Source organism: Rhizobium sp. P1_B8 (genome assembly GCF_056406515.1).
In genome coordinates this window covers 40,252-65,008 of record NZ_JBFTZZ010000012.1, presented here as the reverse complement: position 1 = coordinate 65,008, position 24,757 = coordinate 40,252, and the positions used below count along the sequence as shown (strand labels likewise).

Below are 24,757 nucleotides of genomic sequence, written 5' to 3'. Positions count from 1 at the left end.
GGCAAAAATGCGCAAGGCCTCGCGGCTTTTCGAGATCATTCAGATCCTCAGGCTGGCAAAAAAGCCGATGACGGCGGCGACGATGGCGGAGACGCTCGAGGTAACCGTGCGCTCGATCTATCGCGACATCGCCGCCCTTCAGGCGATGCGGGTGCCGATCGAAGGCGGGCGCGGCATCGGCTACATCATGCGGCCGGGCTTCGACCTGCCGCCGCTAATGTTCTCGATCGAGGAGATGGAGGCGATCGTGCTGTCGCTGGCGCTGCTCGAACGGACGGCGGACGAGGAGCTGAAGCAGGCCGCGCGCCGGGTCAACCGGAAGATATCAGGCGCCGTGCCGCCGCCGCTGCGCCAGGCAATGGACAACAAGGCGCTCTATGCCTGGGGCTCGATCGCGCAAGCCGGCGGGCTTCGACCTGGCGATCGTGCGCCGCGCGATCCGTGACGAACGCAAGCTGATGCTCGGCTACCGTGACGAACTCGGCCGCGCCAGCGAGCGGACGATCCGGCCCGTCGCGCTGATCTACTATTCGCAGACCGCCAATATCGTCGCCTGGTGCGAGCTGCGCCAGGCGATCCGCAATTTCCGCAGCGACCGGGTGGAGCGCTGCGCAACGAGCGAGGATTTCTTCAAGGGCGACGGCGACCGGCTGCGGGAGCTTTGGACCAGCGGCTGGACGGAGAAGGCTGTGCCTGCCTGATATCAGCCGTTCGGCCGATCATCGACACGCTCGGGTTCGCGCTGTTTCGCAACTAGTAAGCCAGCGTGCGGCTTACCTCGCGGCCGAAGCCGCGGATTTCGATGCGGTCTGTATAAACCTCGACGATCGCGAAAGCGTTTTCCGTCTCGGTGTCGACCACGCCCTTGAAATTGACGAAGTGACAGGCGCCGGCCATGCCGTAATTGCCGACGTGGTCGTGGCCGTTGAGATAGGCAACGACATTGCTGCTGGAGGCAAGCAGCTCGACGATGCGCTCGCTGTCCCACATGCCGTGCTCACTGGGCAGATGAATGGGATAGTGATTCATGACGATCACCTTTTCGCCGGCCTCGGCCGCTTTTGCGATTTCATCGCCAAGCCAGGCGAATTGTTCGTCGCTCAGCGCGGCATTCCAGCGATGGGCATTCCTGGCACCCTTGGCCTGCAGCTCTGCCAGCATCCGAGCTGCCAGCGCACGATGATGATGGCCTTCGGGCGGCGCGAAGATGCTGACCTCATTGCCGTCAAGCACGATAAAGTGCCAGCCGTGGCGCAAGAAGCTATAATAGGGCGATGGCATGCCGAGGCGCGCGGCGACTTCGGACAAGTGTCCTGCAGAGACCGAGAAATCGTGGTTGCCGAGCAGGAAGAGCGCCTCGTGCCTGAGCTTCTCATAGACCGGCAGGATATCGTCGAAGCTTGAAAAGCTGCGGTCGATGACATCGCCGAGCGTCATGACGAAGCTCAATTCCCAGTCGTTGAACACCTCGATCGCCGCGGCGACCTTGGCGAGACTGTTGGCGTAATAGCGATCCATCACCACATGCGGCGCGATCGCCGCATATTGCGGGTCGGCGATGATGCCGAAGCGGAACAAGGGAGACGCAGAGGAAGACATGGGGCGTGATTAGGAGCGGCTGGTGACAGGGATGTGACGGCTTCGTGTGAAAACGAAACACCCGGCGTTTGAGGCGCCGGGTGTCAAATTCGAAGAGGCGGACGACATCGCCGCCATGGCGGCTGGTCTGGTACCGCTTACTTCGTGGCTTCTTCGTAGCGTTCCAGGACGTAGTCCCAGTTGATCAGGCTATCGACGAAGGCTTCGAGATATTTCGGGCGGGCGTTGCGATAGTCGATGTAATAGGAGTGTTCCCAGACGTCGACGCCGAGGATCGGGGTGGCGCCGTGAACCAGCGGGTTTTCGCCGTTCGGGGTCTTGGAGATTTCGAGCTTGCCGTTCTTGACGGAAACCCAGGCCCAGCCGGAGCCGAACTGGGTGGCGCCGGCATTGGCGAAATCGGCCTTGAACTTGTCATAGCCGCCGAGATCGGAGGTAAAGGCCGCTTCGAGTTTGCCCGGCAGCTTGTTGCCGCCGCCGCCCTTCTTCATCCACTTCCAGAAATGGATGTGGTTGTAGTGCTGGGCCGCGTTGTTGAAGAGGCCGGCATTGGTGCCGAAGGACTTCTTGACGACGTCTTCGAGCGAGAGGTCCGAAAGACCGGCTTCGGCGGCGAGCTTGTTGCCGTTGTCGACATAGGCCTTATGATGCTTGTCGTGGTGGAACTCCAGCGTTTCCTTCGACATGAAGGGAGCAAGCGCTTCGTAATCATAGGGAAGTTCAGGCAATTCGAAAGCCATGTCAGATCTCCTCTTGGCAATTGATTGCGTCTCGGCAGGTGAGGCGGAACATAGGAGCGGAAAGGGGGAGAGGCAACCGGCGAATTATCAAAAAACGACCAGCCGGAGGAAAATTTGCCTCAGTTACAGGGTTGGAGTCGCGCCTAGAAATCGCTTGGGCAAATCAATGGGAATGCCCGCCCCGAAAACCGCTTTGCCTGTTATGGCGATCAACGGAGACCCGATATGAACAGGAATATAATCCAGCCTCTCACTGCCGCCGTACTGCTTTGCCTGGCAGGTACGGCGCATGCCTCCTCCGATGAGGCCTGGAAGCAGCTCGCCGCCGACGTCGAGGCCAAATGCAAGAAGGCAGCGGTCACGATCGAGAAGCCCAGCACCACGGTCGATCCGTTCGGCAGCTCGCATTACGGGCTTGCCCTGGTGACAGGCAAGCCGAAGGGCGCCAAGGGGCTGATCGCCCAGATCTGCGTCTACGACAAGCAAAAGAAAACCGTCGAGATCGGCAGCGAACTGGACGCCAAACAGCTTGGGCTGATGCCGGCAAAATAGACTGTAGCGAGGCTACCCCAAAGTGCCCCCCGGTGTGGATCTGTGCCTTGCGTCACATTTCGCCGGGAACCGGAACCTACCCTTAGGAGTTGAGAGGCTGGGCTTTAGAGCGGTTCAGCTTTTGAGAGAAGCACAGAACCGCTCAAATCTTTTTATTTGATGCAATTCCTGGGGAACCGCTTTCCACTTTTCCTGGGCTTGCGACTGCATAATTCCCTAAAGCAGAATTGATTTAGGGGCAAAATTATGCAGCAATTCAAAGTGTTACAGCGCCCTTTGCGCGTCCGGAAAGACGTGCGGCGCTGTAGGGAGGTGCCGGCATGTCAGAGCTTCGCAGCAGGGCGGAAGATCAGCAAAAAATCTATCAGCGTTGGGCGCCGGTCTATGACCGCGTCTATCGCGGCATCCTGCGCGATGGCCACCGCAAGCTTGCTGCACTCGCGGCCGCAGCCGGCACCGATATTCTGGAAATCGGCGTCGGCACCGGCCTGACGCTCGGGCATTACCCGCGCCACTGCCGGGTAACCGGCATCGACATTTCCGAACACATGATCGCGCGGGCGCGTGAAAAGGCGAAACGCGAGAAGCTGCAGCATGTGCGGGCGCTTGATGTGATGGATGCCCATGCGCTTACCTTTGCCGACCGGTCTTTCGATGCGGTCTGCCTGCCCTTCGTCATCACGCTCATCCCCGAGCCCGAACGGGCGCTTGACGAATGCGCGAGAGTGCTCAGGCCGGGCGGCGAGATCATCCTTGCCAGCAAGCTTGGCGACGGCGCCGGTCTGCAGGGCGCGATCGAGACGGCGGTGGCGCCGCTGGTGCGTCACATCGGCTGGTCCTCCGCCTTCCGCGTTCACCGCATCGTCGCCTGGGCCGAGCGCCGCGGTGATTTCGCGCCTGCCGATATTCTGCCGGTCTTTCCGAACGGCTTCTTCAAGATCGTCAGGCTGAAGCAGCACGGACTTGCCGCCTGAGACCGGAAACTTTTTCCCCGCGTCGCTTATTCTGATGCTACCGTTTGTCTGAGGGGACTGCATGACATCGGATTTCTTTTTCTTCATCGTCGTGGGTTTCTGCGCGCAGATCGTCGACGGCGCACTCGGCATGGCCTTCGGCGTGCTGTCGACGACCAGCCTTCTCGCCTTCGGGGTGCCGGCGGCCAATGCCAGCGCCATGACGCATGTGGCGGAAATGTTCACCACCGCCGCCTCGGGCATCTCGCACGCCTATCATCGCAACGTCGATTGGCGCCTCGTGGCGCGGCTCGCACCGGCCGGCATGATCGGCGGCGCGATCGGCGCCTATCTGCTGGCCAATATCGACGGCAAGGTGATCGCGCCCTTCGTGTCGGCCTATCTGATCGCGATCGGGCTGGTGATCCTCTACAAAGCCTTTCGGCCGCCGCCGAAACGGGATGTCCGCGACTGGATGGTGCCACCGGTCGGGCTTTGCGGCGGCGTGCTCGATGCGATCGGCGGCGGCGGATGGGGGCCGATCGTCACCAGTTCGCTGGTCAGCCGCGGCCATGATCTGAAACGGGTGATCGGCTCGACCAATTTCACCGAATTCGCGGTGACGCTGACGATTTCCCTGACCTTCATGCTGACGCTCGGCTGGTCGGAGCTCAATTCGGCGATCGGCCTGATCATCGGCGGCGTCATCGCTGCCCCCTTCGGCGCGATCCTCGTCAAACGGCTGCCGGTGCGGCCGCTGATGGTGGCGGTCTCGATGATCATCATCGGCACGTCGGCAATGCGGCTCCTGTAAAGCAGTGGCGCGTCCCCGTCTCGGCCGAGCTTACAAACTGCGGCCGAAATAGACATCCACGGAGGCGATCTTGTCGCCGCGGAAGCGAAGGCTCTCAATATTGCGGAAGCTGCCGCCATCCCGTTTTTCGGCACGGTAGCGGATGACCGCCTCGTCGCCGTCGATCGCCAGGAATTCGATGTCAAAGCCGCGGAAGACCGGCTCCTTCGGCCAGCAGCGCTCGAAATAGGTCGCCCGGTCGATGTGGTCGTCACGCGGACTGGAGAAGGTGAAATCCTCCGTCAACATCGCGCCGACGATATCCTTGCGGTCGTCGAGATAGGCGGCGTAGAGATGACGGACAGTCTGCTCTCGGGATGTGCGCATGTCGCTCATGGCAATGTCCTTGAATTGCCTGATTGCATCATGCAATCGGTTATGTTGTAGCAGTTTTGTCAGAGAGGGTCCAGATTGCGGCTCTCATTTCCAAAGACAGGCCACCAATGCGGAAGCGCCATCTTGAAGGATGGCCCATAGCGCGGTTATATCAGCGCGTGCCCGCCCTGGAACGGCGAGCGCATGCACCGCTACGGCCTATGCGTTCGACCTCGAAAAACTCGATCTCAGGACAGTTTCACCCGCGCCGATCTCCTCGCCGCGGCAAAGGGCACATTGTTTCACCATGCGTGCGGAACTCGCCGCGCGATCAATGCCGGGACCGAGAGAATGACCGATACGCAATTGGACGCCGCCAGCGCCAGGCCCGGCTCGATCCACTGGAAGCGCAATCTCACCATCTCGCTGATCGGCTCCTTCACCACGATCGTGGCGATGACGCTGCTGCTTCCCTTCCTGCCGCTCTATGTCGAGGAACTCGGCGTCAGCGATCATGCTGACATCGTGCAGTGGTCGGGTATCGCCTATGGCGCCACCTTCTTCGCCGCGGCTCTCGTCGCGCCGCTCTGGGGCCGGCTCGGCGATATTTACGGGCGCAAGCTGATGCTGGTGCGCGCCAGCCTCGGCATGACGCTGGCGATCTCGCTGATGGGCATGGCCGGCAATGTCTGGCAGTTGGTGGCGCTGCGCCTCTTCGTCGGGCTTGCCGGCGGTTACGCCTCCGGCTCGATGGTGCTGGTGGCGACGCAGACGCCGAAGGACCGTTCGGCCTGGGCGCTCGGCGTGCTCTCCTCCGGCATCATGGCCGGCAATCTCGTCGGGCCGCTGGTCGGCGGGGCGCTGCCGCCGATCATCGGCATCCGCGGCACGTTTCTCGCCGCCGGCGGCATGATCTTCCTCGCCTTTCTCGCCACGGCCTTGCTGATCAAGGAAGAGAAATCGCCGGCTCGCAAGCAGGCGGCCAAGGCCAACGGCGGCTGGAAATCCATTGCCGACAAGCGGCCCGTCATCGCCATGCTGGCGACCGGCATGCTCTTGATGTTCGCCAATATGTCGATCGAGCCGATCATCACCGTCTATGTCGCGCAGCTCGTGCCCGTCGAGGCCCAGGTGACGATGATATCGGGCGTCGTCATGTCGGCCGCCGCCCTCGGCAGCATTCTCTCGGCCTCATGGCTCGGCAAGCTCGCCGACAGGATCGGCCATTGGCCGGTGATTTCAGGCGCGCTCGCCGTCGCCGGGCTGTTGCTGATCCCGCAGGCCTTCGTCACCAGCTCCTGGCAGCTGATCATCCTGCGTTTCCTGATGGGCGCAGCACTCGGCGGGCTGCTGCCCTGCATCGCCGCTGTTATCCGCCACAGCGTGCCGGACAGTGCGGCCGGCAGCATTCTCGGGCTTTCCATCTCGTCGCAATATGTCGGCCAGGTGGCCGGCCCCATCCTTGGCGGCTTTGTCGGCGGGCATATCGGCATGCGGGCGGTGTTCCTCGGCACGTCAGTACTGCTTCTTGCCGGCGCTGCCTATTCCTGGATGGTACGGCCGAGGGATCGGCAGACATCGAGCTAGAGCATGATGCCGAAAAGTGTGAGCGGTTTTCGGACGACATCATGCTCTAACTATATAATTTAGAACAGGATTCAGATTTTAGGCCGACCGGGCCTAAAATCATCCTGTTCTAGGGGGCGCTCCCGCAGATCAGCTCGACGCCCGACCGGGCGATCGCTTCCAGCGTCTCGCGGCTGTCGCCGGCGCGGGCGCGGACGGCGAGCGAATGCATGACGGCGGAGGCGAGCCTTGCAAGCATCTGCGGATCGGCGCTTTGGGGAAGCTCGCCCCTTTCCACGGCAAGGCGCATGCGCTTTTCGATCTCGTCGTCGAAATCATTGAGGCTGCGGCCGAGCACCTCGCGGACCCGCTCATGCTGGATCGCCTCGGCCGACGCCGTGCCGATCAGCAGACAGCCGCGGGCAGCGGTTTCACCGTGCAGATAGATCGCCAGCGCACCGGCATAGACGCGGGCGATATTGTCGCGCAACGGCAGTGACGGGTCGAGCGCCTCAGTCAGCACGTCCATGCCGTCCTGCCGATACCCCTCCAACGTATCGAGATAGAGATCCTCCTTGTCGCCGAAGGCGCCGTAGAGGCTCGGGCGGTTGAGGTTGGTCGCAGCGCTCAGATTGTCGAGCGAGGCGGCGGCAAACCCCCTGTCCCAGAAGACATCCCGCGCCTTGCCGAGCGCCGCCTTGGCGTCGAAGGCCCTTGGGCGGCCGCGCTTCTTTTCGTCCTTCATATTTTGTACCGTTTCGCAGTAAATTCTTGACGAAGATTATTTTATGCGAAACAGTACAAATGTTCAAACGCTATCGGCGGGCGGCATCGACCGCCTCCCCAAGGAGAGGAAACCGCAATGAAACTCTATATGCACGCAGCCGCCTGTTCGCTTTCACCGCACATCATCTGCCGGGAGCTGGGGCTCGATATCGAGCTTATCCAGGTCGACCGGCAGACCCACAGGACGAGCGACGGCGAGGATTACCTCGCCATCAACGGCAACGGCTATGTGCCGGCGCTGATGCTCGACGATGGCAAGGTGCTGACCGAGGGGCCGGCGATCGTGCAGTTCCTCGCCGACAGCGTGCCGGAAGGGGCAGCTATGTTGCCTGAAGTCGGCGACATCCGCCGCAACGAGGTGCAATCCTATCTCAACTTCATCACCGCCGAGCTGCACAAGCCGATGGCGTTGCTCTTCAACCCGATTTATTCCAGCGTTCATGGGGAGGTCCGCGCGCTGATCTCGAAGCGGCTCACCTGGCTGAACGGCCGTCTTGCCGGACCCTATCTTACCGGCGATGCGTTTACGGTGGCGGATGCCTATCTCTTCGTCTGCCTGAACTGGTCGCCCTGGACCGACATCGATCTCAAGCAATGGCCTGATCTGCACGGCTTCATGGCCCGGGTGGCGGCACGACCGAAGGTACGCGAGGCGCTGCGGGCCGAAGACCTCGAGGCCTTCGATGCAGACGGCGTCTATTTCGCGCCGCACGCCTATCTCGCCTCATCAGGACGGACCGGCTCGCCGCTCAGGCCGTAAACGCCAGGTCGCCCGCATTCCGGGCTCGGACGACCGTCAGAGCGAGCTCACGGCGACCGGCAAAGCACGCTTGTGGCCGGTCGCCCGATAGGCGGCGAGGATGCGGCGGCGGGCGATCTCGCCGACCGGCTTGCCTTCGAGAAAATCGTCGATCTCGTCATAGCTGACGCCATAGGCCTCCTCGTCGGGGCGCAACGGGCGCTGGTCCTCGAGATCGGCGGTCGGCACCTTGAAGACCAGCTCGTCCGGGGCGCCGAGCCGCTTTGCCAGCAGGCGGACCCGGCGCTTGTTGAGGCCGGCGAGCGGCAGGATATCGGCCGCACCATCGCCGAACTTGGTGAAGAAGCCCATGACCGCCTCGGCCGCATGATCGGTGCCGATGACAAGGCCGCTCACCGCGCCGGCGAGCGCAAACTGGGCGATCATCCGTTGGCGGGCCTTGATATTGCCGAGGATGAAATCCTGCCGGCCCGCATCGGCAAAGGCAAGGCCGCCGTTGAGCGCGGCGGCAAGCATCGCATCCGCCGGCGCCTTGATGTTGACCACCATCGAGCGGTCGGCGCCGATCGTTTCCAGCGCCCTCACCGCATCCGCCTCATCCGCCTGGACACCATAGGGAAGGCGCAGGGCGATGAATTCGGCCGCGTGGCCGCTGTCCCGCAGCTCGCGCACCGCCTTCTGGGCCAGCAACGCTGCCGTCAGCGAATCAACGCCACCGCTGATGCCGAGGACGTAGCCGCGCATGCCCGAAGCGATGAGATAATCCTTGAGGAAACCGGTTCGCCGTTCGATCTCCCGCTCTGGGTCGATATCGGCGGCGACACCCAGTTCGCGGATGATCTCGCCTTGTTCGTCGAACAGCACAGTCATAAGCCTCTTCCTCCCCGCTTACGGAATTTCGGCGCCACTATGGCGAAAAGATGGGGGAAGACGAAACCGTTTGGGGCAGACCTGCCATGCATTTTATGCAAGTGGACGGTTTGGCATCTACCGCACGATCGTGAACAGCTCCACCGGATCGGCAAAACCCTTCAGCCTGTGCGCCCCGACAGAGACGGCATCCCCTGCCCCGGCCTCCTCACGGAACGGCGCCGACATCAGCAAGGGCTCTCCCAGTTCGCTGCAGGCGGTCTGGATGCGGCTGACCAGGTTGACGTCGCCGCCGATCAGCGTGAAGTCGAGGCGGCGGCCGGAGCCGACATTGCCGTAGCTGACCTCGCCGTAATGCAGGGCGATGCCGGCCTTCACGCCGATGCCCTCATATTGGAAATGGTCGATCTCATCGAGGATGGCGCGGGCCGATGCCAGGGCCGCGCCGCAGGAATGGGCGGCATCATAGCCCGGGAAAAAGGCAAGCACGGCGTCACCCATGAATTTCAGCACCTCGCCGCCTTCGCGGGTAATGGCCGGCACGATTTTATCGAAATAGGCGTTGAGCAGGCCGAGCACGGTGCTGCCCGGCAGCCGGTTCGACAGTTCGGTAAAGCCTCTGAGATCGCAGAGCAGCAGGGCTGCCTCCATCGATTCGACCTCGTCGCGGCGGATGCGGCCGGCCAGGATGCGGCTTGCCGTCAGCGGGCCGATATAGGTATCGAGCAGGCTGAGCTCGACCTGGCGAAGGATGCGCAGTTCGCTGGTGTTGCGCAGCGCCGGCAGGATGCGCTCGATCACCTGACGTTCGGAGGCGGTAAAGCCGCCCGGCCGCTTCGTACCGAAGACGGCGGCGCTGACCGGGCCGTCGACATTGCAAAGTGGCGCGATGACGAGCTGCATCAGGCCGCGATCGGCAAAGACATCGATATGCTGCCAGCGGCCATGCACACTTTCTCTGGTATCGACGACCAGCGGTTCGCGGGTTTCCATGACCTTGCGCAGCGGCGTATTTGATATGGCGACGCGGGCGCCGTGTTCCCGGTCGTGGATCTCGACCGGTTCGCCCGGCGCCCAGGCGATGGTGCGGCCGATGAACTCGGGATGCAGCGTCATCAGATGCAAGGTCAGCCGGTCGACCGGCAGGCCGAGCGCCTGGAGCCTGCGGCCGAGGCCGGAGACGAGGCCCGCTTCGTCGAGCGCGTGACATTCATCGCCGGAAAGCCATTCGATGATGGAGAGCAGCGCAGCGGCGCTGACGGCATGGCCGGCGGTCTTCGTTTGGAGCCTGTCGGTATCGGGAGCATAGATCGCTGACGTCATGGCTTTCTCCTCCTTGAGGGAGGCGGGGCGCTAGTGAGCGCCGCCGCCGGAGAGTTGACCGGGTTTCCTGAGAAGCAGGGTTGCAAGCAGGGCGACGACAAGGGCAACGCCGAGCAGGAAGAAGGTGTCACTGAAGGCCATGATATTGGCCTGCTTGCGTATTTTCAGCGCGATGGCGACGACTGCCTTGTGGCCGGCGAGCGCCTGATCGCTGATGCCGTGGCTCATGAAGTAGCCGGTAAGCCTGGCGATACGATCGCGGGTGGCTTCCTCGAAGACCGAGACCGAGTTGGTCAGGATGTTCGAGTGGAACTGCTCGCGCTTCGACAGGAAGGTCTGCAGCGAGGCGATGCCGACGGCGCCGCCGAGATTGCGCATCATGTTGAAGAGTGCCGAAGCCGAACCGGCATTTTCCTGCTCGATGCCTGCGGTAGCGATTGCCGAGAGGGGCGTGAAGACGAGCGCCTGGCCGATGGCGCGGACGATGTTCGGCCAGAACAACTGATCGCTCGCATAATCGCCGGTCATGTGGACGTTCATGAAATTCGAGGCGGCGAAAAGGGCAAAGCCAACGACGATCAGCAGGCGGACGTCGAAATGCTTCATCAGCCGCGGCACCAGCGGGATCAGCAGCAGCTGCGGGATGCCGGTCCAGGCGAGAACCATGCCGATCTGCTCGGAATTATAGCCCTGGATGCGGGTCAAATAGATCGGCAGCACGAAGACCGAGCCGTAAAGCGCAATGCCGAGCAGGAAATTGGCGACGATGCCGAAGCCGAAATTGCGGCGCACCAGCAGGCGAAGGTTCAGCAGCGGATTGGCGGTCTTCAGCTCAATGATCAGGAACAGCGTCAGCGAGACGGCGGCGATAACAGACAGGCGGACAATGAAATCGGAGCCGAACCAGTCTTCCTTGTTGCCCTCTTCCAGCACGGTCTGCAGGGCGGCAAGGCCGATCGCCATGGTGATGATGCCCGGCCAGTCACCCTTGGCGAGCAGCTTCAGGTTCATCGGCGCCCGGTCGAGCGAGACCCAGAGCAGGCCAACCATCAGCGCGCCGGGCACCAGGTTGACGTAGAAGATATGCTCCCAGCCCCAGTTCTCGGTGAGGTAACCGCCGATCGTCGGGCCGATCGCCGGCGCGAAAGTGGCAGACAGGGCAAAGAGGGCAAGGCCGATCGGTTGCTTGGCCTTGGGCAGCAGGGTGATGATGATGGTGAAGGCCATCGGGATCAGCACGCCGCCGGAAAAGCCCTGTATGGCGCGCAGGATGATCATCTGCTGCAGATTGGCCGCGAAGGCGCAGGCGACGGAGAAGATGAGAAAGAGGATGGCGTTGACAAGCAGATAGTTGCGGACCGAGAAGACGCGCGCCAGCCAGGCGCTGAGCGGAATGACGACAATCTCGGCGATCAGATAGGAAGTCGAAATCCAGCCGCCGTCATCCGTGCCGGCGCCGATCGCGCCCTGGATATCGGCAAGCGAGGCATTGACGATCTGGATGTTGAGAACGGCCATGAAGGCGCCGAGCGTCGAGCCGACAACGGCTGCCCACATGCGCAGAGGGCTCATGACGGCAGGTGCCACGGGCGCTGCGGCGGCGGGGCGCGCCAGCGAATTGCCGTTTGCGGCGATCTGAAGAGTGGCCATGGCTTATCTCCTTCCAGCTCTCGCGGGAAACTTTCTCATGACGGGGTTCGGGTGATCATTCGGGAATGATCGGGATCATTGGGGAATGATCGGGATCATTGGGGAATGATCGGGATCATTCGGAAATGATCGGGATCATTGGGCGAAGAAGGGAAGGATCATCCAGCGTGGCTGGATAATCCCTCTTCGGCCGCCCCAGTGGCTTGGGCAGGCTTGGTCTCGCCCACCTTGGTCTCGGCAGCTTGGGTTTGGGCAGCCTTGGTATCGATTTCAGGCTCGACCGACATGCCCGAGCGCAACAGGCCGCTCAGCGCTTCGTCGTCGATGACGATCTTGACCGGGATGCGCTGAACGATCTTGGTGAAATTGCCGGTGGCATTGTCCGGCGGCAGCAGCGAGAATTCCAGGCCGCTTGCCGGCGAAACGCTGTCGACATGACCCTTGATCGAGATGTCGGGAAAGCTGTCGATCTTGATCTCGACCGACTGGCCGGGGCTGATATAGGTCAGCTGCGTTTCCTTGAAATTGGCGACGACGTAGACCGCATGCAGCGGTACGACCGCCATCAGCTGCGTGCCCGAAGTGACATACTGACCGACGCGGATCGACCGGGCGCCGACCGTGCCGTCGACGGCAGCGACGATGTCCGTATAGGAGAGGTTGAGCTCTGCCTGCCGGGCGGCGGCGGCCGCACGGTCGCGCTGGGCAACGGTCTGTTCGCGCTGGGTCTGCAGCACCGGCACCTTATTCTGAGCCGTGACGAGGGCTGCCCGGTCGCGCTCGACGGCAGCAGCGGCCTGGTCACGGGCCGACTGGGTCTGTTCGGCGCGAGACTGGGTGCCGGCGCCGTTGGTGATCAGGCGGGCCGAGCGGGCGGCATCGGACACGGCAAATTCCAACGATGCCTGCGAGGCATCGATCGTCGCCCTCGCCTGCTCGATCACCGATTGCTGCAAGGAGATCTGGGCGTCGATATTGGTGATGGCGGCTTCGGCCGCCTTCACATCGGCTCTGGCCTGCGACAGTGCAGCCTGGAAGTCGCGATCGTCGATGCGGGCGAGAACCTGGCCGGCCTTGACCGCGTCATTGTCGTTGACCAGCACCTGGCTGATATAGCCGGCGATCTTCGGGGCGACAGTGGTGTAATCGGCCTTCACATAGGCATCGTCGGTGGTTTCGATGAAGCGGCCGACCGTCCAGTAGCGATAGCCGAAATCGCCCGCGAAAGCGACGCCGGCAAGCAGCGCGGCGGCAATGACGGCGCGCTTGACGATCCGACGGCCGGTCTTTTTGGGCGCTTCCGCGACTGATGCGTCCGCAGCCGGTACTTCGACGACCGGCGCTTCAGAGACAGGCATGGCGGGCGCCTCGGCGGCCGGCGCCCTGGCGGCTTCCTCGGCCAAGATCTGCTCGGCCTGCTTCGCACTTTCGAAAACTTGCCTGTGGGGTAACTCGACCATCGCAATTCTCCTTCACCGTTGGCCTCCTCCGTGAGAGGCCATGTTCGATGCGCAGGAAAATGCACCCTGACATTTATTTTGATAATCTGCTTAAATCGGGAAGGATCATCAACTCTCAGCGGATAATCCGAGGGCAATATGGATCGGCTGACAAGCCTCACAGTCTTTGGCCGGGTGGTGGAATGCGGTGGTTTTTCCGCCGCCGCGCGCCGGCTCAACATGTCCGTCACCATGGTCGGCAACCACGTGCAATCGCTGGAGGACCGGCTCGGCGTGCGGCTGCTCAACCGCACGACGCGCAAGGTCAGCCTGACCGAAACCGGCAAATATTACTATGAGCGCTCTTTGCAGATCCTGGCCGAGCTGGAAGAGGCGGACCGGACGGCGGGGGCGCTGAGTTCGACGCCGCGCGGCACGTTGAAGGTCTATACCAGCAGCGCCATCGTGCGTTTCCTCTCGCCTGTCGTCAGCGAATTTATGGAGCTCTATCCGTCGATCTCACTCGATTTCAGCGTCGGCGAGCGGATGGTCGACATGATCGAGGATGGCTACGATCTGGTGATGCGCACCGTACTGCCGCCGGATTCGTCGCTTGTCGCGCGCAAGCTGACGCCCTGGCGCCATATGCTCGTCTGCTCGCCGGCCTATTTCGAGAGCCGTCCGATGCCGAAGACGCCGGCCGAGGTCGCCGATCACAATTGCCTGCAATATGCCTATTACCCCTATGGCGACGAATGGCGCTTCGAGGATGGCGAGGGCAAAAAGGAGAGTGTCAAGATCAGCGGCAATGTCGTCTCCAACAGTGCCGAGATGCTGCGCTTCCTGACGCTGACCGGGCGGGGCATCTTCCTGGCGCCGAGTTTCGTGGTGTTCGATGACATCGCCGAAGGGCGGCTGGTGAAGATCATGCCGGACTACCGGCCGATCGAGTTCAACATCAACGCCGTCTACCCCAACCGCAGCCATCTGCCGACCAAGGTGCGGCTGTTCATCGATCTCTTGGCGGAGAGATTTGCGGAACATCGGAAGTGGATGACGTGAGGGTGCGCCCCGGGTAGGCCTGCTCTCACTTTTTTTGCGAATGGGCTCGGGTGTGGCTGGCACCGACCGCGCCGGCCCTGCGCTTGCGCTTCGGGCGTTCGCCACTGCAATCGATTCACTGGATCGCTTGCTCCCGCTTCGCGGGATCGTGGCTCACTCCTCGCTTTCGCTGCGGCCGTAGGCCCAGTCCATGTAGAGTTCCAGCGCCTTGCGTGTGACCGGGCCTTCCTGGAGGTTGCGGTCGTCGAGGCGGGTGACGCTGACGACCTTGGAATAGTTGCCGGTGGTGAAGATCTCGTCGGCTTGCATGAAATCCTCGACGGAGAGCGTTGCCTCGTGCACGTCGAAACCGGCCTGGCGCAGCAGGCCGATGACGCGGGCGCGGGTGATGCCGGCGAGGAAGGTGCGGTTGGCGGCCGGCGTCATCACCACGCCGTCCCTGACCATGAAGATGTTCGAGGAAGCGGTCTCGACGACGTTGCCATTCAGGTCGCGCACCAGCGCATTGTCGAAACCGCGGCTGCGCGCTTCGGCGATCATGCGGCCGCTGTTTGGATAGAGCGAGCCGGTTTTCGCCTCGGTCATCGCGGTTTCCGGCGAGGGGCGGCGATAGGGCGAGACGGTGAGGCTGGTGCCGCCATGGCCGCCCATCGGCGCCTCGAACAGGCAGAGCGCGAAGCGGGTCGATTCCCCGTCGACGGCGACGACGCTGCCGGGCGAACCGTGTTCGCCCCAGTACATCGGCTTGATATAGATTGCCGTCGCACCGTCGAATTTCGCAACGCCTTCCCAGGCAAGTGCGGCAATCTCCTCGGCTGATTTTACCGGCTTCAGGCCCATGGCGAGTGCCGAGCGGTTGATGCGCTGGCAGTGCAGGTCGAGATCCGGCGCGATGCCGTCGAACCAGCGCGCGCCGTCGAAGACCGTCGAGCCCAGCCACATGGCGTGCGAGGTCGGCCCGATCAGCGGCGGATTGCCAGGGAGCCACTCCCCGTCGACATGGGTCCAGGTGGTTGAACGGGGTGATGTATCGACGGCCATGATGGTTTCCTCCTGAAGCCGGAGAAGGAAAAACCGCCGCGGCAAGCCGGGTCAAGGACAAATCCCGAGCGGAAACGCGGAAGCAAGAAAATGCCGGGGAATGGCGGCAGGCCGCAATATTCGTGCGCAGCACGGCGGCTTCATCGATGGGTGCATCAGCAAAAATGATGGAATGGAATGTTGGAATGGCTACCTGCCGCATGTCATCATGCGCGCAATCACGGATAGACAGCAAGGGAAGACGCCGATGAAAGCCATGTTCTACGAAGCCTTCGAACAGGCGCCCGAAATCCGCACCCTGCCCGATCCGACGCCAACCGAGGACGGCGTCGTCATAGCGGTCGGGGCCAGCGGGCTCTGCCGTAGCGACTGGCACGGCTGGATGGGCCACGACCCGGATATCCGCCTGCCGCATGTGCCGGGACACGAGCTTGCCGGGCGGATCGTCGCCACCGGCCGCGGCGTGATGCGCTTCAAGGTCGGCGACCGGGTGACCGTGCCTTTCGTTTCCGGCTGCGGCCATTGCAGCGAATGCCATTCCGGCAACCAGCAGGTCTGCCCGAACCAATTCCAGCCGGGCTTCACCCATTGGGGGTCGTTCGCCGAATATGTGGCGATCGATTATGCCGACACCAATCTGGTGCACCTGCCCGACACGATCGACGATGCGACGGCGGCAAGCCTCGGCTGCCGCTTCGCCACTTCGTTTCGCGCCGTCGCCGACCAGGCGCGCACTGGGCCCGGCGAATGGATCGCCGTGCATGGCTGCGGCGGCGTCGGCCTGTCGGCGATCATGATCGCCACCGCACTCGGGGCGAATGCGATCGGCATCGACATTTCAGAGGAGAAGCTCGCCTTCGCGCGGGATTGCGGGGCGGTGGCGACGGTCAATGCGTCAGGCGTCGCCGACGTAGCGGAAGCGGTGCGCGAAATCACCAAGGGCGGCGCGCATGTCTCGATCGATGCGCTCGGCCATCCTGTCACCTGCTTCAACTCGATCAAGAATCTGCGTCGGCGTGGACGGCATGTACAGGTGGGGCTGATGCTCGGTGAACACGCAACGCCTGAGATTCCAATGGCGCAGGTGATCGGCCACGAGCTGGAAATCTACGGTAGCCACGGCATGCAGGCCTGGCGTTACGACGCCATGCTGTCGATGCTTTCGGCCGGCAAGATCGCGCCGCAGAAGCTGATCGGACGGCGGGTCAGCCTCGAGGAGGCGGTGCCGGCGCTGATGGCGCTCGACAAAGCTGAGGCCACGGGGATCAGCGTGATTACCCGGTTTTCATGAGTGAATTCCACCCTCCCCGCCCGTGGCAGCACGGGAATGAGGGAGGGCGGGACGAGCAACAGACCCTATTGAGCTACGCCGATCGAGGCGAGAAAAGCTGATGAAGCCGGGATCTTGGACTTATCCTTGATCTCGATGATGAGGCGCGGATTGCTTTCGAGCTTGGCAAGGGCCCTAAAGACGGCGTGCCAGTGGATCGAGCCCTCACCGAGGCTCCAGTGGCGATCGGCATATCCGTCGGCATCCTGCAGGTGGACATGCTGCAGGCGATTGCCGGCGGCCTTGACGTAATAATCAACCGGCGGAGCACCGGTATAGCCATGGGCATAATGGGCATGGCCGGTATCGATCGAGACGGCGACGGCAGGCGATTGGAAGCTTTCGGCGAGCGCCACGCGAATATGCGGATCCTTGTCCTCGATGTTCTCGATGACCATGGTGCAGCCGATATCCTCGGCGCGCCTGACGGCATCGCGCAGGGTCATGTGCGTGCGCTCGACCAAGGCCTCGCGGGCGCCGGCATTGTCGTCGAGATTGTTGTAGGACCAGGACGTATAGGGGCTGTGGATGACCATTTGGGTCGCGCCGATGGCGGCGCAGACATCGAGCCCCTGCAGCAGACGCCGGGTGACGATGGCGCGGATATCTGGATCTTCCGAGGCGATGGTGAAGCCCCAGAACGGGCCGTGAATGCCGAGGCGGCCACCATGACCGTCGAGAAGCCTTCTGGCGCGGGCGGCGAGCGGCGCCCAGTCACCGTTCAGAATCTCGGCATCGACGAAGCTCTGCAATTCGAGATCGCGGGACTTTTCGAACAGCCAGTCACGGTGAAGTTCGACTTCATCGAGCGTCATGGCGGCACCGACGACGGGAAGAGAAGACATGGATGCGCTCCATCAATGTGAATGATCAATGTGAATGCCGGGACGGCGTGGAATGACGGCCCCCCAAAGAACGGCTAAGAACGGCCGCCGCGTTCTATGCGCCCCTTCTGTGTCGGCGGTATTACAGGCGCCGAGCCTTTCGCACCCTCTGGCCTCAGTCATTTTCGCATAGCTGATGCGGCATTGGCGGACCTTGCGGAAACGCCCCAAAGTACCGATATCGGCCCCGACAGTCTCGTGACGCAGTGGCGCGCGAGCGGCGCTGAACCCCTGGCAACGGAGCCGTTTGTTCATCGCTTCAGCCGATGTAGCGCGCTTCTTTGAAAGCGTTCGGCGATGTTACCCCCAACAACAGGGCGGGTTGTCAAAGGCGTCGCAAAGGTCTAACGGCTGCGCCCGCAAGAAAAAGCCCATAAGAAGAAGCCCTGTAAGAAAAAGAAAGAGACATGATGTCCAACTCATTTGTGAAAATGCCTGCGAGCGACGAGGCAAAGCGGTTTTTCGTCCTCGGCGACCGGGTCGAGCGGCGGCTTAGAATCAGCGGAGCCTGGCTCAATATCTTCGACGTCACCGTGCCATCAGGCAGCCGGACGCCGAAACATGCGCATGCGAGCCCGGAAGTGTTCCGCATCATCGAGGGAAAGCTGACGATCTGGCGCCTGAGCGACAGCGGCCCCGAAGAGATCGAAGCCAGCGCCGGCGACATCGTCACCATCCCGCCCTTCATGGTGCACGGCTATTCCAACCGCGGAACCGTTCCCGTGGTCTTTTCCGCGGTCGTCGATCGAGACATGGCCGAGTTTATCGAAGCGGAAGGCACGACCGAGCCACCGAAGGTCAGCCCTTCGGCGGAAACCATCGCTCGCATGACTGCGGCCGCCAATTCGTACGGGATCACCATCCTCGCGGCCTAGCGGCCGCATCTGGGGGCGTCATTCCGCGGCCATGCTCTCCACGCCTGGGGAACTTGGCCGGAGAGCTGCAACTGCAAAGGAAGCGAGTTCATGAGCTGATAGCTCACAGTGGCTCCAAGGCAGGGCGCCAATAATTCTGGGGTCCCATAAGGAGATGATTGAGGCGCAAAAGCAGGATGCGGCCGCGTCAACATTCCTCGGAACGAACTCTTCAGTCGCGATGCCGGCGCAAACGAGCTCCCTCACATGCGCCTCAAGTCGTTTCAGATGGTCTCTGAATGATGGCCAACTGCCGTCTGCGGCGAGAACAACGAGGTCGAACATCTGGCTGTCGCCGAGACGTGCCTGCAGCATCAGGCGGTGTCCCCGAGCGCGGTTTTTTTCAGGCGGCTCGCCGCACTGGTGAGCTCGCCGTCGGCAGACGGAGTGAAGCGGAGGTCAGTTTCGAAAAAATTCCCGGCGATGGCATCCCAAATCGCCGCCTTGGAGGGGAAGATTTTGTACACACTTGCCGGCGACTTCCCGAGCAGTCGAGCAATATCGACGACGTTTGTTTTCGTGGGCCCGTACAGCCGGCACGCTGCCGTGCCGGCTTCGACGATCGAGGAGATGTAATCAGCTCGCGGCTGGTTTTTTACAGTCGTGCCAACTTCCATTTGCCAATCCTATCTAGTCCGCATGCTGGACGGGTCTCAGACCGCTCTGATCGAGGCGGCTGACGATCAGTACGCAATCTGACCATCCACCATCTTTCCTCCATTCGAGGAGAGCTCCCGCTTCAGGATTTCTCGCGCCTCCGGGCTGATCACCGCGACTGGAGCCGCAACCGCTACGCGCGCTGCCGTGCCGGCGAAATTGGCCGCTGTCATCCCGATCTCATCGGCAACGCTTGCCTTTCCGCCCTCGAGACTCTGCCCTGCCAGCCGCCTCCCGAGCAGGCGCACGATCTCAGGACTGTCGGCGAAGGCATTGTGGCCGAGCGGATCGTTCGTCGCGACGGCGCTGGTGTCGATAACGGAAACGCCGAGTTGGTCGAGAAGAGGCGCATAGGGCCTGAGATCGGACCCGCCGACGCGGCTGACGCCACCCGATAGCCAGCTCGACATCTCCAGCGCTTTGTCACGTGTCGATGTCAGGATCACAAAGTGCGGCCGCTTCGGCCCCATCTCGGTGAACTGGCGACGGAACACGTCGATGTCGATGTCCGGCGATGCGAGAACGACGTTCTTCACCTTCGTCGGGATTGATTTCTCGCGCATGGCGACGCCGCGCAGCGCCTCGGCCGCAAGCCAGCCGCCCATGGAATGGGCGAGGATCGTCACATCGGAGACGTCGGGACTGTTCACAGCCTGCAGGATCAGATCCTCCAGAGCGCGACGCGAATAGTTGGCGCTCTCCTTGTCGTAGAGGTAGTCGAAGACACGGCCCCTTGATGGCCAGGTGAAGAGGATCGGTGCGGCGTCAGTTCCCGAGTCATGGACGATCTGCGCGAAGCGGAAGACAGCATCGGCGTAGGTGTTGTTGAAGCCATGCACGAAAATGATGACCTGATGCTTCGTGTTTCGATTCTTCCGGTACCAGTCGAACGCTTGGCCCTCGGATTGAACCTTGGCAACCTGCGTGACTGCAAACTCCTTTTGCGGGTTGGGCGGCATGTGGGACGGCCACTGCACTTCTCCGATCTTGCGGTTCCGATCGGGCGGGATGGATACGTCGACGCTGTTAAGGGAAATCGCCGTCCCGCGGTCGCCGGAAAAGAGTTTGCCGGGATCCTCCGAAGGCTTGCGTGTCGTGGCGACGAGCATGGTGACCCGGCTCGTGCCGGCCGGGGCCACGGCGAGAGGCTGCAGGACATCCTGCACCCGGTTGGCGCAACCCGATGTAACGAGTGACAGGGCCACAAAGACCAGGACAGCTCGACCCGCGTGGGCAGCGATCGCCTTGCCAAACCCAAACCCAAAGCCGGTGAGACCCTGAGCAATGCGGCCAGGGGGTGAGATGGATGTGGTCATCTCAGTGCTGCTCGGCTTCGCGAGGAATCCGGAACCAGGCGACGTAAAGCGCCGGCAGAAAGAGAAGCGTCAGCGCCGTTCCGACGACGATCCCACCCATCATCGCGTAAGCCATCGGACCCCAGAAAATCTCATGCGAGATCGGGATCAGGGCCAGAGTCGCGGCCGCGGCAGTGAGCATGATCGGCCGCATGCGGTGTTCGGTCGCCTCCACCACCGCCTTCCATGCCGACATTCCCTCTGCACGCAGCTCCTCGATCTGCACGATCAGGATCACGGAGTTGCGGATGAGGATTCCGACCAGCGCGAGCACACCCAGGAGTGCGACGAACCCAAGCGGCGAGTTGCTGGCGAGCAGTGCCACGACGACGCCGATGAGGGCCAGCGGCGCCACCGAGAAGACCAGGAACAGCCTGTGGAAGCTCTGAAGCTGGATCATCAGCAGCGTCGCCATGATGACGAACATAGCCGGCGCCACCTTCGCGATCGGACCTTGCGACTTGGCGCTTTCCTCGACCGCGCCGCCGATCTTGACCGAATACCCGGCCGGCATCGTCTTTTCGAAAGCTGAAACCTTGTCGGAGAGTGCCTTCACCACCGTCGCCGGCTGCGTCGCATCGCCGATCCCGGCCTTGATCGTGATGGTCGGAATTCTGTCGCGGCGCCAGATTGTCGGCTGTTCGAGCTCGTAGTGGAAGGTTGCGACCGATGACAGCGGGACGGATTGACCGCTGCTGCTTTGCAGTTGCAGGTCAAGCAGGGTGTCGATCGAGCCGCGCTCCTTTTCCGCGGCACGACCGATGACATCGACCAGATAGATGTCGTCCCGGACCTGCGTTACGGCATTTCCTTGTACGACAGTGTTGAGCGCCATTGCGATGTCCTGGGACGAGACGCCGAGCTGTCTGGCCTTGTCCTGCAACACGTCTATCTTCACGACACGGGCCGGCTCGTTCCAGTCGAAGGCAATGTTCCTGAGGGAAGGATAAGTGCCGACAATCGAGCCCAGCTTCTGTGCCAGGTCGCGCACCGTCTGCAGATTTTCGCCTGACACACGGTACTGGATCGGCTTGCCAACGGGAGGCCCGATGTCCAGAAGCTTCACGTAAGCGTCGGTTCCCGGAAATGTCTTCTGAAGGTAGGTTTCCATCTGCTGCTTCAGCTTGTCCCTGACGTCCAGTCCCTTGGTGACAATGACCGTCTGGCCGAAGGAGGCGACTGCCGGCTGTACGTCGAAGGAGAGTACGAAGCGCGGCGCACCCCTGCCAACGTATGTCGACCAATGTTCGACGCCAGCGTTGCCAGTCAGCATCTCACGCTCGAACTGGGCCATCTGGCGGCTCGTTTCAGCGATCGAACTGTTCTGCGGCAGGTTCCAGTCGACGATCAGTTCCGGACGGTCAGAGCTCGGGAAAAATTGCTGTTGCACCATAGACAGGCCAACGATTGATCCAGCGAAGAGAAGGACTGTTGCGACGATCGTCATCCAGCGCCAGCGCAGGCAGAATTGCAGCACATTCGAAAACGTCTTCGCAAACCGACCCTTGTGCTCAGCGTGCTTCTTCACTGTCTTTGGTAAAATGGTCACCCCGATCAGGGGCGTGAACACGACCGCGACCACCCATGAAACGACGAGCGAAACCGCAATGACGACAAAGAGCGTGAAGGTGAACTCGCCGGCGTTGCTCTTGTTGAAAGCGACGGGGATGAAGCCCGCGACGGTAACCAGAGTGCCGGTCAACATTGGAAACGCAGTCGATGTGTAGACGTAGGTGGCGGCCTTCGTGAGACTGTCGCCCGCTTCCAGCCGTGCAACCATCATCTCGACGGCGATCATGGCGTCGTCGACGAGGAGGCCGAGCGCGATGATCAGCGCTCCAAGCGAGATGCGCTGCAGCGATATGCCAGTGTAGAACATGACCATGAACGTGATGGCGAGAACGAGCGGGATCGCGATTGCCACCACCAGGCCGGCCCTCATCCCCAGACTGATGAAGCTGATCGCGAGCACGATCGCGACTGCCTCGAACAGGGCTTTCGTAAAGCCGCCGACTGCCTCCTCAACCACCTTCGGTTGGTCGGATACCTGTTCGACAGAGACGCCGACCGGAAGCTCCTGGGTGATCTTGCTCATCGTCTTGTCAAGCGCTTCGCCGAAGGCAAGCACATTGCCGCCCGGCTTCATGCCGATCGCGAGCCCAATGGCGGGCTTTCCGTTGAAGCGGAAGAGCGACGTCGGCGGGTCGACGTAACCACGGGTGATCGTGGCGACGTCGGTCAACGGGAAGAACCGGTCGTTGACCCTGAGATTGATCCCCCGCAAGGTGTCTTCAGAGATGAAACGCCCGCCGACCCGCAAAGCGACCCGCTCCGGCCCCGTTTCGACAAAGCCGGACTGGGTGACGGCGTTCTGCGCCTGGAGCGTGGCAATGATGGCGGAGCGGTCGATGCCGAGGGCGGCAATCTTGCGGGTGGAGAATTCGAGGTAGATCACCTCGTCCTGCGCGCCGACGATGTCGACCTTGCCGACGTCGGGGATGTTGAGGATCTGTGTTCGGGCATCCTCTGCGAAATCGCGCAGTTCTCTCTGACTGAGGCCGTCTGCCGTGAAGGCAAAGATATTGCCATAGACGTCGCCGAACTGGTCATCGAAGAAAGGCCCGACCACGCCTTGGGGGAATTCGTGCTTGATATCGTCAATCAAGTTGCGGACGCGCGACCAGGTGGGCTTTACATCCCGCGCGTTCGTATCCGGCAGCAAATCGACGAAGACGATCGTTTGACCGGCAGTCGTAATGCTGCGGGTATGTTCCAGTTTGTCGAGTTCCTGGAGCTTCTTTTCGATGCGGTCGGTAACCTGCTGCGTCACCTCCTGGGCAGAAGCGCCCGGCCACTGGGCCTGGATCACCATCGTCTTGATCGTGAAGGACGGATCCTCCTCGCGGCCGAGCCCGAGATAGGCAAAGGCGCCCGCCACCGCGAACATGATCATGAAGTACCAGACGAGAGAACGATGCTCGAGCGCCCAGTCAGAAAGGTTGAATTTGTTCACGGGCGTGGCTCCTGTCCGAGTTGCACTTTCTGTCCATCGGTGAGTTCATCGACTCCGGCGATGACGATCTCTTCCCCTTCCCGCAGGCCCGCTTGAACCACGACAGAACGGGGGGCGGACGCCGGACCTTCCAGTTCAATCACTCTCGGAGCGACAGTGGCTGTCGAGCGATCTACCACCCATACCTGGCTGGTACCGCCTTCATGGCGAATGGCGGAGAGCGGCAGCGTGATCGCCTGCTTCCTTTCTCCGACAAGCGGCGTCGCGGTGACCACGGCGCCAAGGCGGAAGATATCCGGCGCCTGATCGATCCCGATCTTCAGTCGATAGGTGCGGGTATTGGGATCGGCCTGCGGTGCGATCTCGCGGACCACGCCAGTCGCCTGGATCCTGCTGTCGAGCTGGAGGGCGACGTTGAAGCGGTCGTCCAGGCGAATGCGACTGAACTGCGCTTCCGGCATGTCGACGACCACGTCGCGCTGCTCGAGGCGTGCCAGTTTCAAGACCGGTTGGCCGGCAGAAACGGTCTGGCCCATTTCTGCGGACGTGGCGGTCACGACGCCATCGAACTCGGCTTTCAGCTCGGCGTAGCCTAGCTGCTCGCGCGCCTTCGCAAGGCTCGCCGTCGCTTTCGCGGCATTGGCGGTAGCCGATTTGAGCTGCTGGTCGGCAAGATCGTGATCGGCAACGCTCGCCGCATTGCTTTGGACGAGCCTTCGCTTGCGCGTTTCCGTCGTCGCTGCGTTCGCCAACTGCGCCTGAGCGTTGCGCAGATCGGCTTCCGCGCTCGTGACCGCGAGTTGCAGAGTGAGCGGATCGATTTCCGCCAGGACATCGCCCTTGTGCACAAGGTCACCGACATCGACCTTGCGAGAGACCATTCTCCCCAGCGTCCGAAACGCCAGGTCGGTCTCGATGCGAGCTCGCACCACGCCGGGCAAACTTACGATTTTGTCCTGTTCGGCCGCGGCCATGACGACTTTGACAGGGCGGGGAACCGTCTCCTCCCCTGCGACGGAGCTCTGATCGCAGCCTGCAAGCAGCGACACTGACAGAAGAAGCGGGAGAGAGGTACATATGCGATTGAGGGTCATC

23 protein-coding genes and 1 pseudogene are annotated in these 24,757 nt (G+C 62.1%); 9 read left to right on the top strand and 15 right to left on the bottom strand.

The features are described from left to right. The first annotated feature begins 7 nt into the window (after window positions 1-7). Window positions 8-701: pseudogene (locus AC1D2N_RS15655) on the top strand (helix-turn-helix transcriptional regulator). A gap of 52 nt (window positions 702-753) precedes the next feature. On the opposite strand, the gene AC1D2N_RS15650 reads toward AC1D2N_RS15655, so the two are convergent. Next, window positions 754-1,599, bottom strand: coding sequence for a metallophosphoesterase (locus AC1D2N_RS15650; protein ID WP_130652044.1), 846 nt, complete (start codon window positions 1,597-1,599; stop codon window positions 754-756). A gap of 137 nt (window positions 1,600-1,736) precedes the next feature. Continuing rightward, complete coding sequence (locus AC1D2N_RS15645; protein WP_008528928.1) at window positions 1,737-2,339, bottom strand: superoxide dismutase; 603 nt, start codon at window positions 2,337-2,339, stop codon at window positions 1,737-1,739. Between the two features lie 225 nt (window positions 2,340-2,564). Here AC1D2N_RS15645 and AC1D2N_RS15640 point away from each other — a divergent pair, with 225 nt between their 5' ends. The 3 genes from AC1D2N_RS15640 to AC1D2N_RS15630 all read left to right on the top strand — a co-directional run bounded on the left by AC1D2N_RS15640 (window position 2,565) and on the right by AC1D2N_RS15630 (window position 4,658). Beyond that, window positions 2,565-2,891, top strand: coding sequence for a hypothetical protein (locus AC1D2N_RS15640; RefSeq protein WP_130652043.1), 327 nt, complete (start codon window positions 2,565-2,567; stop codon window positions 2,889-2,891). A gap of 320 nt (window positions 2,892-3,211) precedes the next feature. After that, window positions 3,212-3,865: a class I SAM-dependent methyltransferase gene (locus AC1D2N_RS15635; RefSeq protein ID WP_018241222.1), complete on the top strand. Its 654-nt coding sequence runs from the start codon at window positions 3,212-3,214 to the stop codon at window positions 3,863-3,865. 61 nt (window positions 3,866-3,926) lie between these two features. Beyond that, entirely contained in the window at window positions 3,927-4,658 is a 732-nt protein-coding gene (locus tag AC1D2N_RS15630; RefSeq protein ID WP_018241221.1) for a sulfite exporter TauE/SafE family protein, read from the top strand. A 30-nt stretch (window positions 4,659-4,688) separates the two neighbouring features. Here the strand turns inward: AC1D2N_RS15630 and AC1D2N_RS15625 are convergent, their stop codons facing one another. Next, window positions 4,689-5,033: a nuclear transport factor 2 family protein gene (locus AC1D2N_RS15625; RefSeq protein ID WP_130652042.1), complete on the bottom strand. Its 345-nt coding sequence runs from the start codon at window positions 5,031-5,033 to the stop codon at window positions 4,689-4,691. A gap of 330 nt (window positions 5,034-5,363) precedes the next feature. Here AC1D2N_RS15625 and AC1D2N_RS15620 point away from each other — a divergent pair, with 330 nt between their 5' ends. Continuing rightward, on the top strand, window positions 5,364-6,599 hold the full coding sequence (locus tag AC1D2N_RS15620; RefSeq protein WP_130652041.1) for a multidrug efflux MFS transporter: 1,236 nt from the start codon (window positions 5,364-5,366) through the stop codon (window positions 6,597-6,599). A 109-nt stretch (window positions 6,600-6,708) separates the two neighbouring features. Here the strand turns inward: AC1D2N_RS15620 and AC1D2N_RS15615 are convergent, their stop codons facing one another. Beyond that, on the bottom strand, window positions 6,709-7,323 hold the full coding sequence (locus AC1D2N_RS15615) for a TetR/AcrR family transcriptional regulator (protein ID WP_130652040.1): 615 nt from the start codon (window positions 7,321-7,323) through the stop codon (window positions 6,709-6,711). Window positions 7,324-7,440: 117 nt separating this feature from the next. Here AC1D2N_RS15615 and gstA point away from each other — a divergent pair, with 117 nt between their 5' ends. Further along, entirely contained in the window at window positions 7,441-8,124 is a 684-nt protein-coding gene (gene gstA / locus AC1D2N_RS15610; RefSeq protein WP_130652039.1) for a glutathione transferase GstA, read from the top strand. 36 nt (window positions 8,125-8,160) lie between these two features. On the opposite strand, the gene nadE is transcribed toward gstA, so the two are convergent. The 4 genes from nadE to AC1D2N_RS15590 all read right to left on the bottom strand — a co-directional run bounded on the left by nadE (window position 8,161) and on the right by AC1D2N_RS15590 (window position 13,427). Next, window positions 8,161-8,994, bottom strand: a complete 834-nt coding sequence (gene nadE / locus AC1D2N_RS15605; RefSeq protein ID WP_130652038.1) for an ammonia-dependent NAD(+) synthetase — start codon at window positions 8,992-8,994, stop codon at window positions 8,161-8,163. A 117-nt stretch (window positions 8,995-9,111) separates the two neighbouring features. Continuing rightward, window positions 9,112-10,317, bottom strand: a complete 1,206-nt coding sequence (locus AC1D2N_RS15600) for an adenylate/guanylate cyclase domain-containing protein (RefSeq protein WP_130652037.1) — start codon at window positions 10,315-10,317, stop codon at window positions 9,112-9,114. A 30-nt stretch (window positions 10,318-10,347) separates the two neighbouring features. Next, a complete protein-coding gene (locus tag AC1D2N_RS15595; protein ID WP_130652036.1) occupies window positions 10,348-11,967 on the bottom strand; it encodes an MDR family MFS transporter in 1,620 nt (539 codons plus the stop codon). 158 nt (window positions 11,968-12,125) lie between these two features. Continuing rightward, a complete protein-coding gene (locus tag AC1D2N_RS15590) occupies window positions 12,126-13,427 on the bottom strand; it encodes an HlyD family secretion protein (RefSeq protein ID WP_130652035.1) in 1,302 nt (433 codons plus the stop codon). Window positions 13,428-13,565: 138 nt separating this feature from the next. Between AC1D2N_RS15590 and AC1D2N_RS15585 the strand changes: the two genes are divergently transcribed. Then, window positions 13,566-14,468: a LysR family transcriptional regulator gene (locus AC1D2N_RS15585; RefSeq protein ID WP_018446283.1), complete on the top strand. Its 903-nt coding sequence runs from the start codon at window positions 13,566-13,568 to the stop codon at window positions 14,466-14,468. A 153-nt stretch (window positions 14,469-14,621) separates the two neighbouring features. Here AC1D2N_RS15585 and AC1D2N_RS15580 read toward each other — a convergent pair whose 3' ends face one another. Continuing rightward, on the bottom strand, window positions 14,622-15,509 hold the full coding sequence (locus AC1D2N_RS15580) for a branched-chain amino acid aminotransferase (RefSeq protein ID WP_130652034.1): 888 nt from the start codon (window positions 15,507-15,509) through the stop codon (window positions 14,622-14,624). A 247-nt stretch (window positions 15,510-15,756) separates the two neighbouring features. Here AC1D2N_RS15580 and AC1D2N_RS15575 point away from each other — a divergent pair, with 247 nt between their 5' ends. Beyond that, entirely contained in the window at window positions 15,757-16,800 is a 1,044-nt protein-coding gene (locus AC1D2N_RS15575) for a zinc-dependent alcohol dehydrogenase family protein (RefSeq protein ID WP_112906327.1), read from the top strand. A 65-nt stretch (window positions 16,801-16,865) separates the two neighbouring features. Here AC1D2N_RS15575 and AC1D2N_RS15570 read toward each other — a convergent pair whose 3' ends face one another. Further along, window positions 16,866-17,684, bottom strand: a complete 819-nt coding sequence (locus AC1D2N_RS15570) for a sugar phosphate isomerase/epimerase family protein (protein WP_130652033.1) — start codon at window positions 17,682-17,684, stop codon at window positions 16,866-16,868. A 446-nt stretch (window positions 17,685-18,130) separates the two neighbouring features. On the opposite strand from AC1D2N_RS15570, the gene AC1D2N_RS15565 reads away from it, so the two are divergent. After that, window positions 18,131-18,598 (top strand): cupin domain-containing protein, encoded by a 468-nt coding sequence (locus AC1D2N_RS15565; RefSeq protein ID WP_028733833.1) that lies wholly within the window; start codon window positions 18,131-18,133, stop codon window positions 18,596-18,598. An 18-nt stretch (window positions 18,599-18,616) separates the two neighbouring features. On the opposite strand, the gene AC1D2N_RS15560 is transcribed toward AC1D2N_RS15565, so the two are convergent. From AC1D2N_RS15560 to AC1D2N_RS15540, 5 genes are all read right to left on the bottom strand, one after another. Continuing rightward, window positions 18,617-18,922: a hypothetical protein gene (locus tag AC1D2N_RS15560; RefSeq protein WP_245484482.1), complete on the bottom strand. Its 306-nt coding sequence runs from the start codon at window positions 18,920-18,922 to the stop codon at window positions 18,617-18,619. 29 nt (window positions 18,923-18,951) lie between these two features. Further along, the gene (locus AC1D2N_RS15555) at window positions 18,952-19,254 is read right to left on the bottom strand and encodes a TetR/AcrR family transcriptional regulator (protein ID WP_245484454.1); all 303 of its coding nucleotides are present in this window, start codon (window positions 19,252-19,254) and stop codon (window positions 18,952-18,954) included. Window positions 19,255-19,320: 66 nt separating this feature from the next. Then, window positions 19,321-20,610, bottom strand: a complete 1,290-nt coding sequence (locus tag AC1D2N_RS15550; protein ID WP_130652032.1) for an alpha/beta hydrolase — start codon at window positions 20,608-20,610, stop codon at window positions 19,321-19,323. A 1-nt stretch (window position 20,611) separates the two neighbouring features. Then, entirely contained in the window at window positions 20,612-23,662 is a 3,051-nt protein-coding gene (locus tag AC1D2N_RS15545; RefSeq protein WP_130652031.1) for an efflux RND transporter permease subunit, read from the bottom strand. After that, window positions 23,659-24,756 carry an efflux RND transporter periplasmic adaptor subunit gene (locus tag AC1D2N_RS15540; protein WP_197728237.1) on the bottom strand — a complete coding sequence of 366 codons (1,098 nt, stop codon included), beginning with the start codon at window positions 24,754-24,756 and terminating at the stop codon, window positions 23,659-23,661. The genes AC1D2N_RS15545 and AC1D2N_RS15540 overlap by 4 nt, the downstream gene beginning before the upstream one ends. Window position 24,757: the final 1 nt, after the last annotated feature.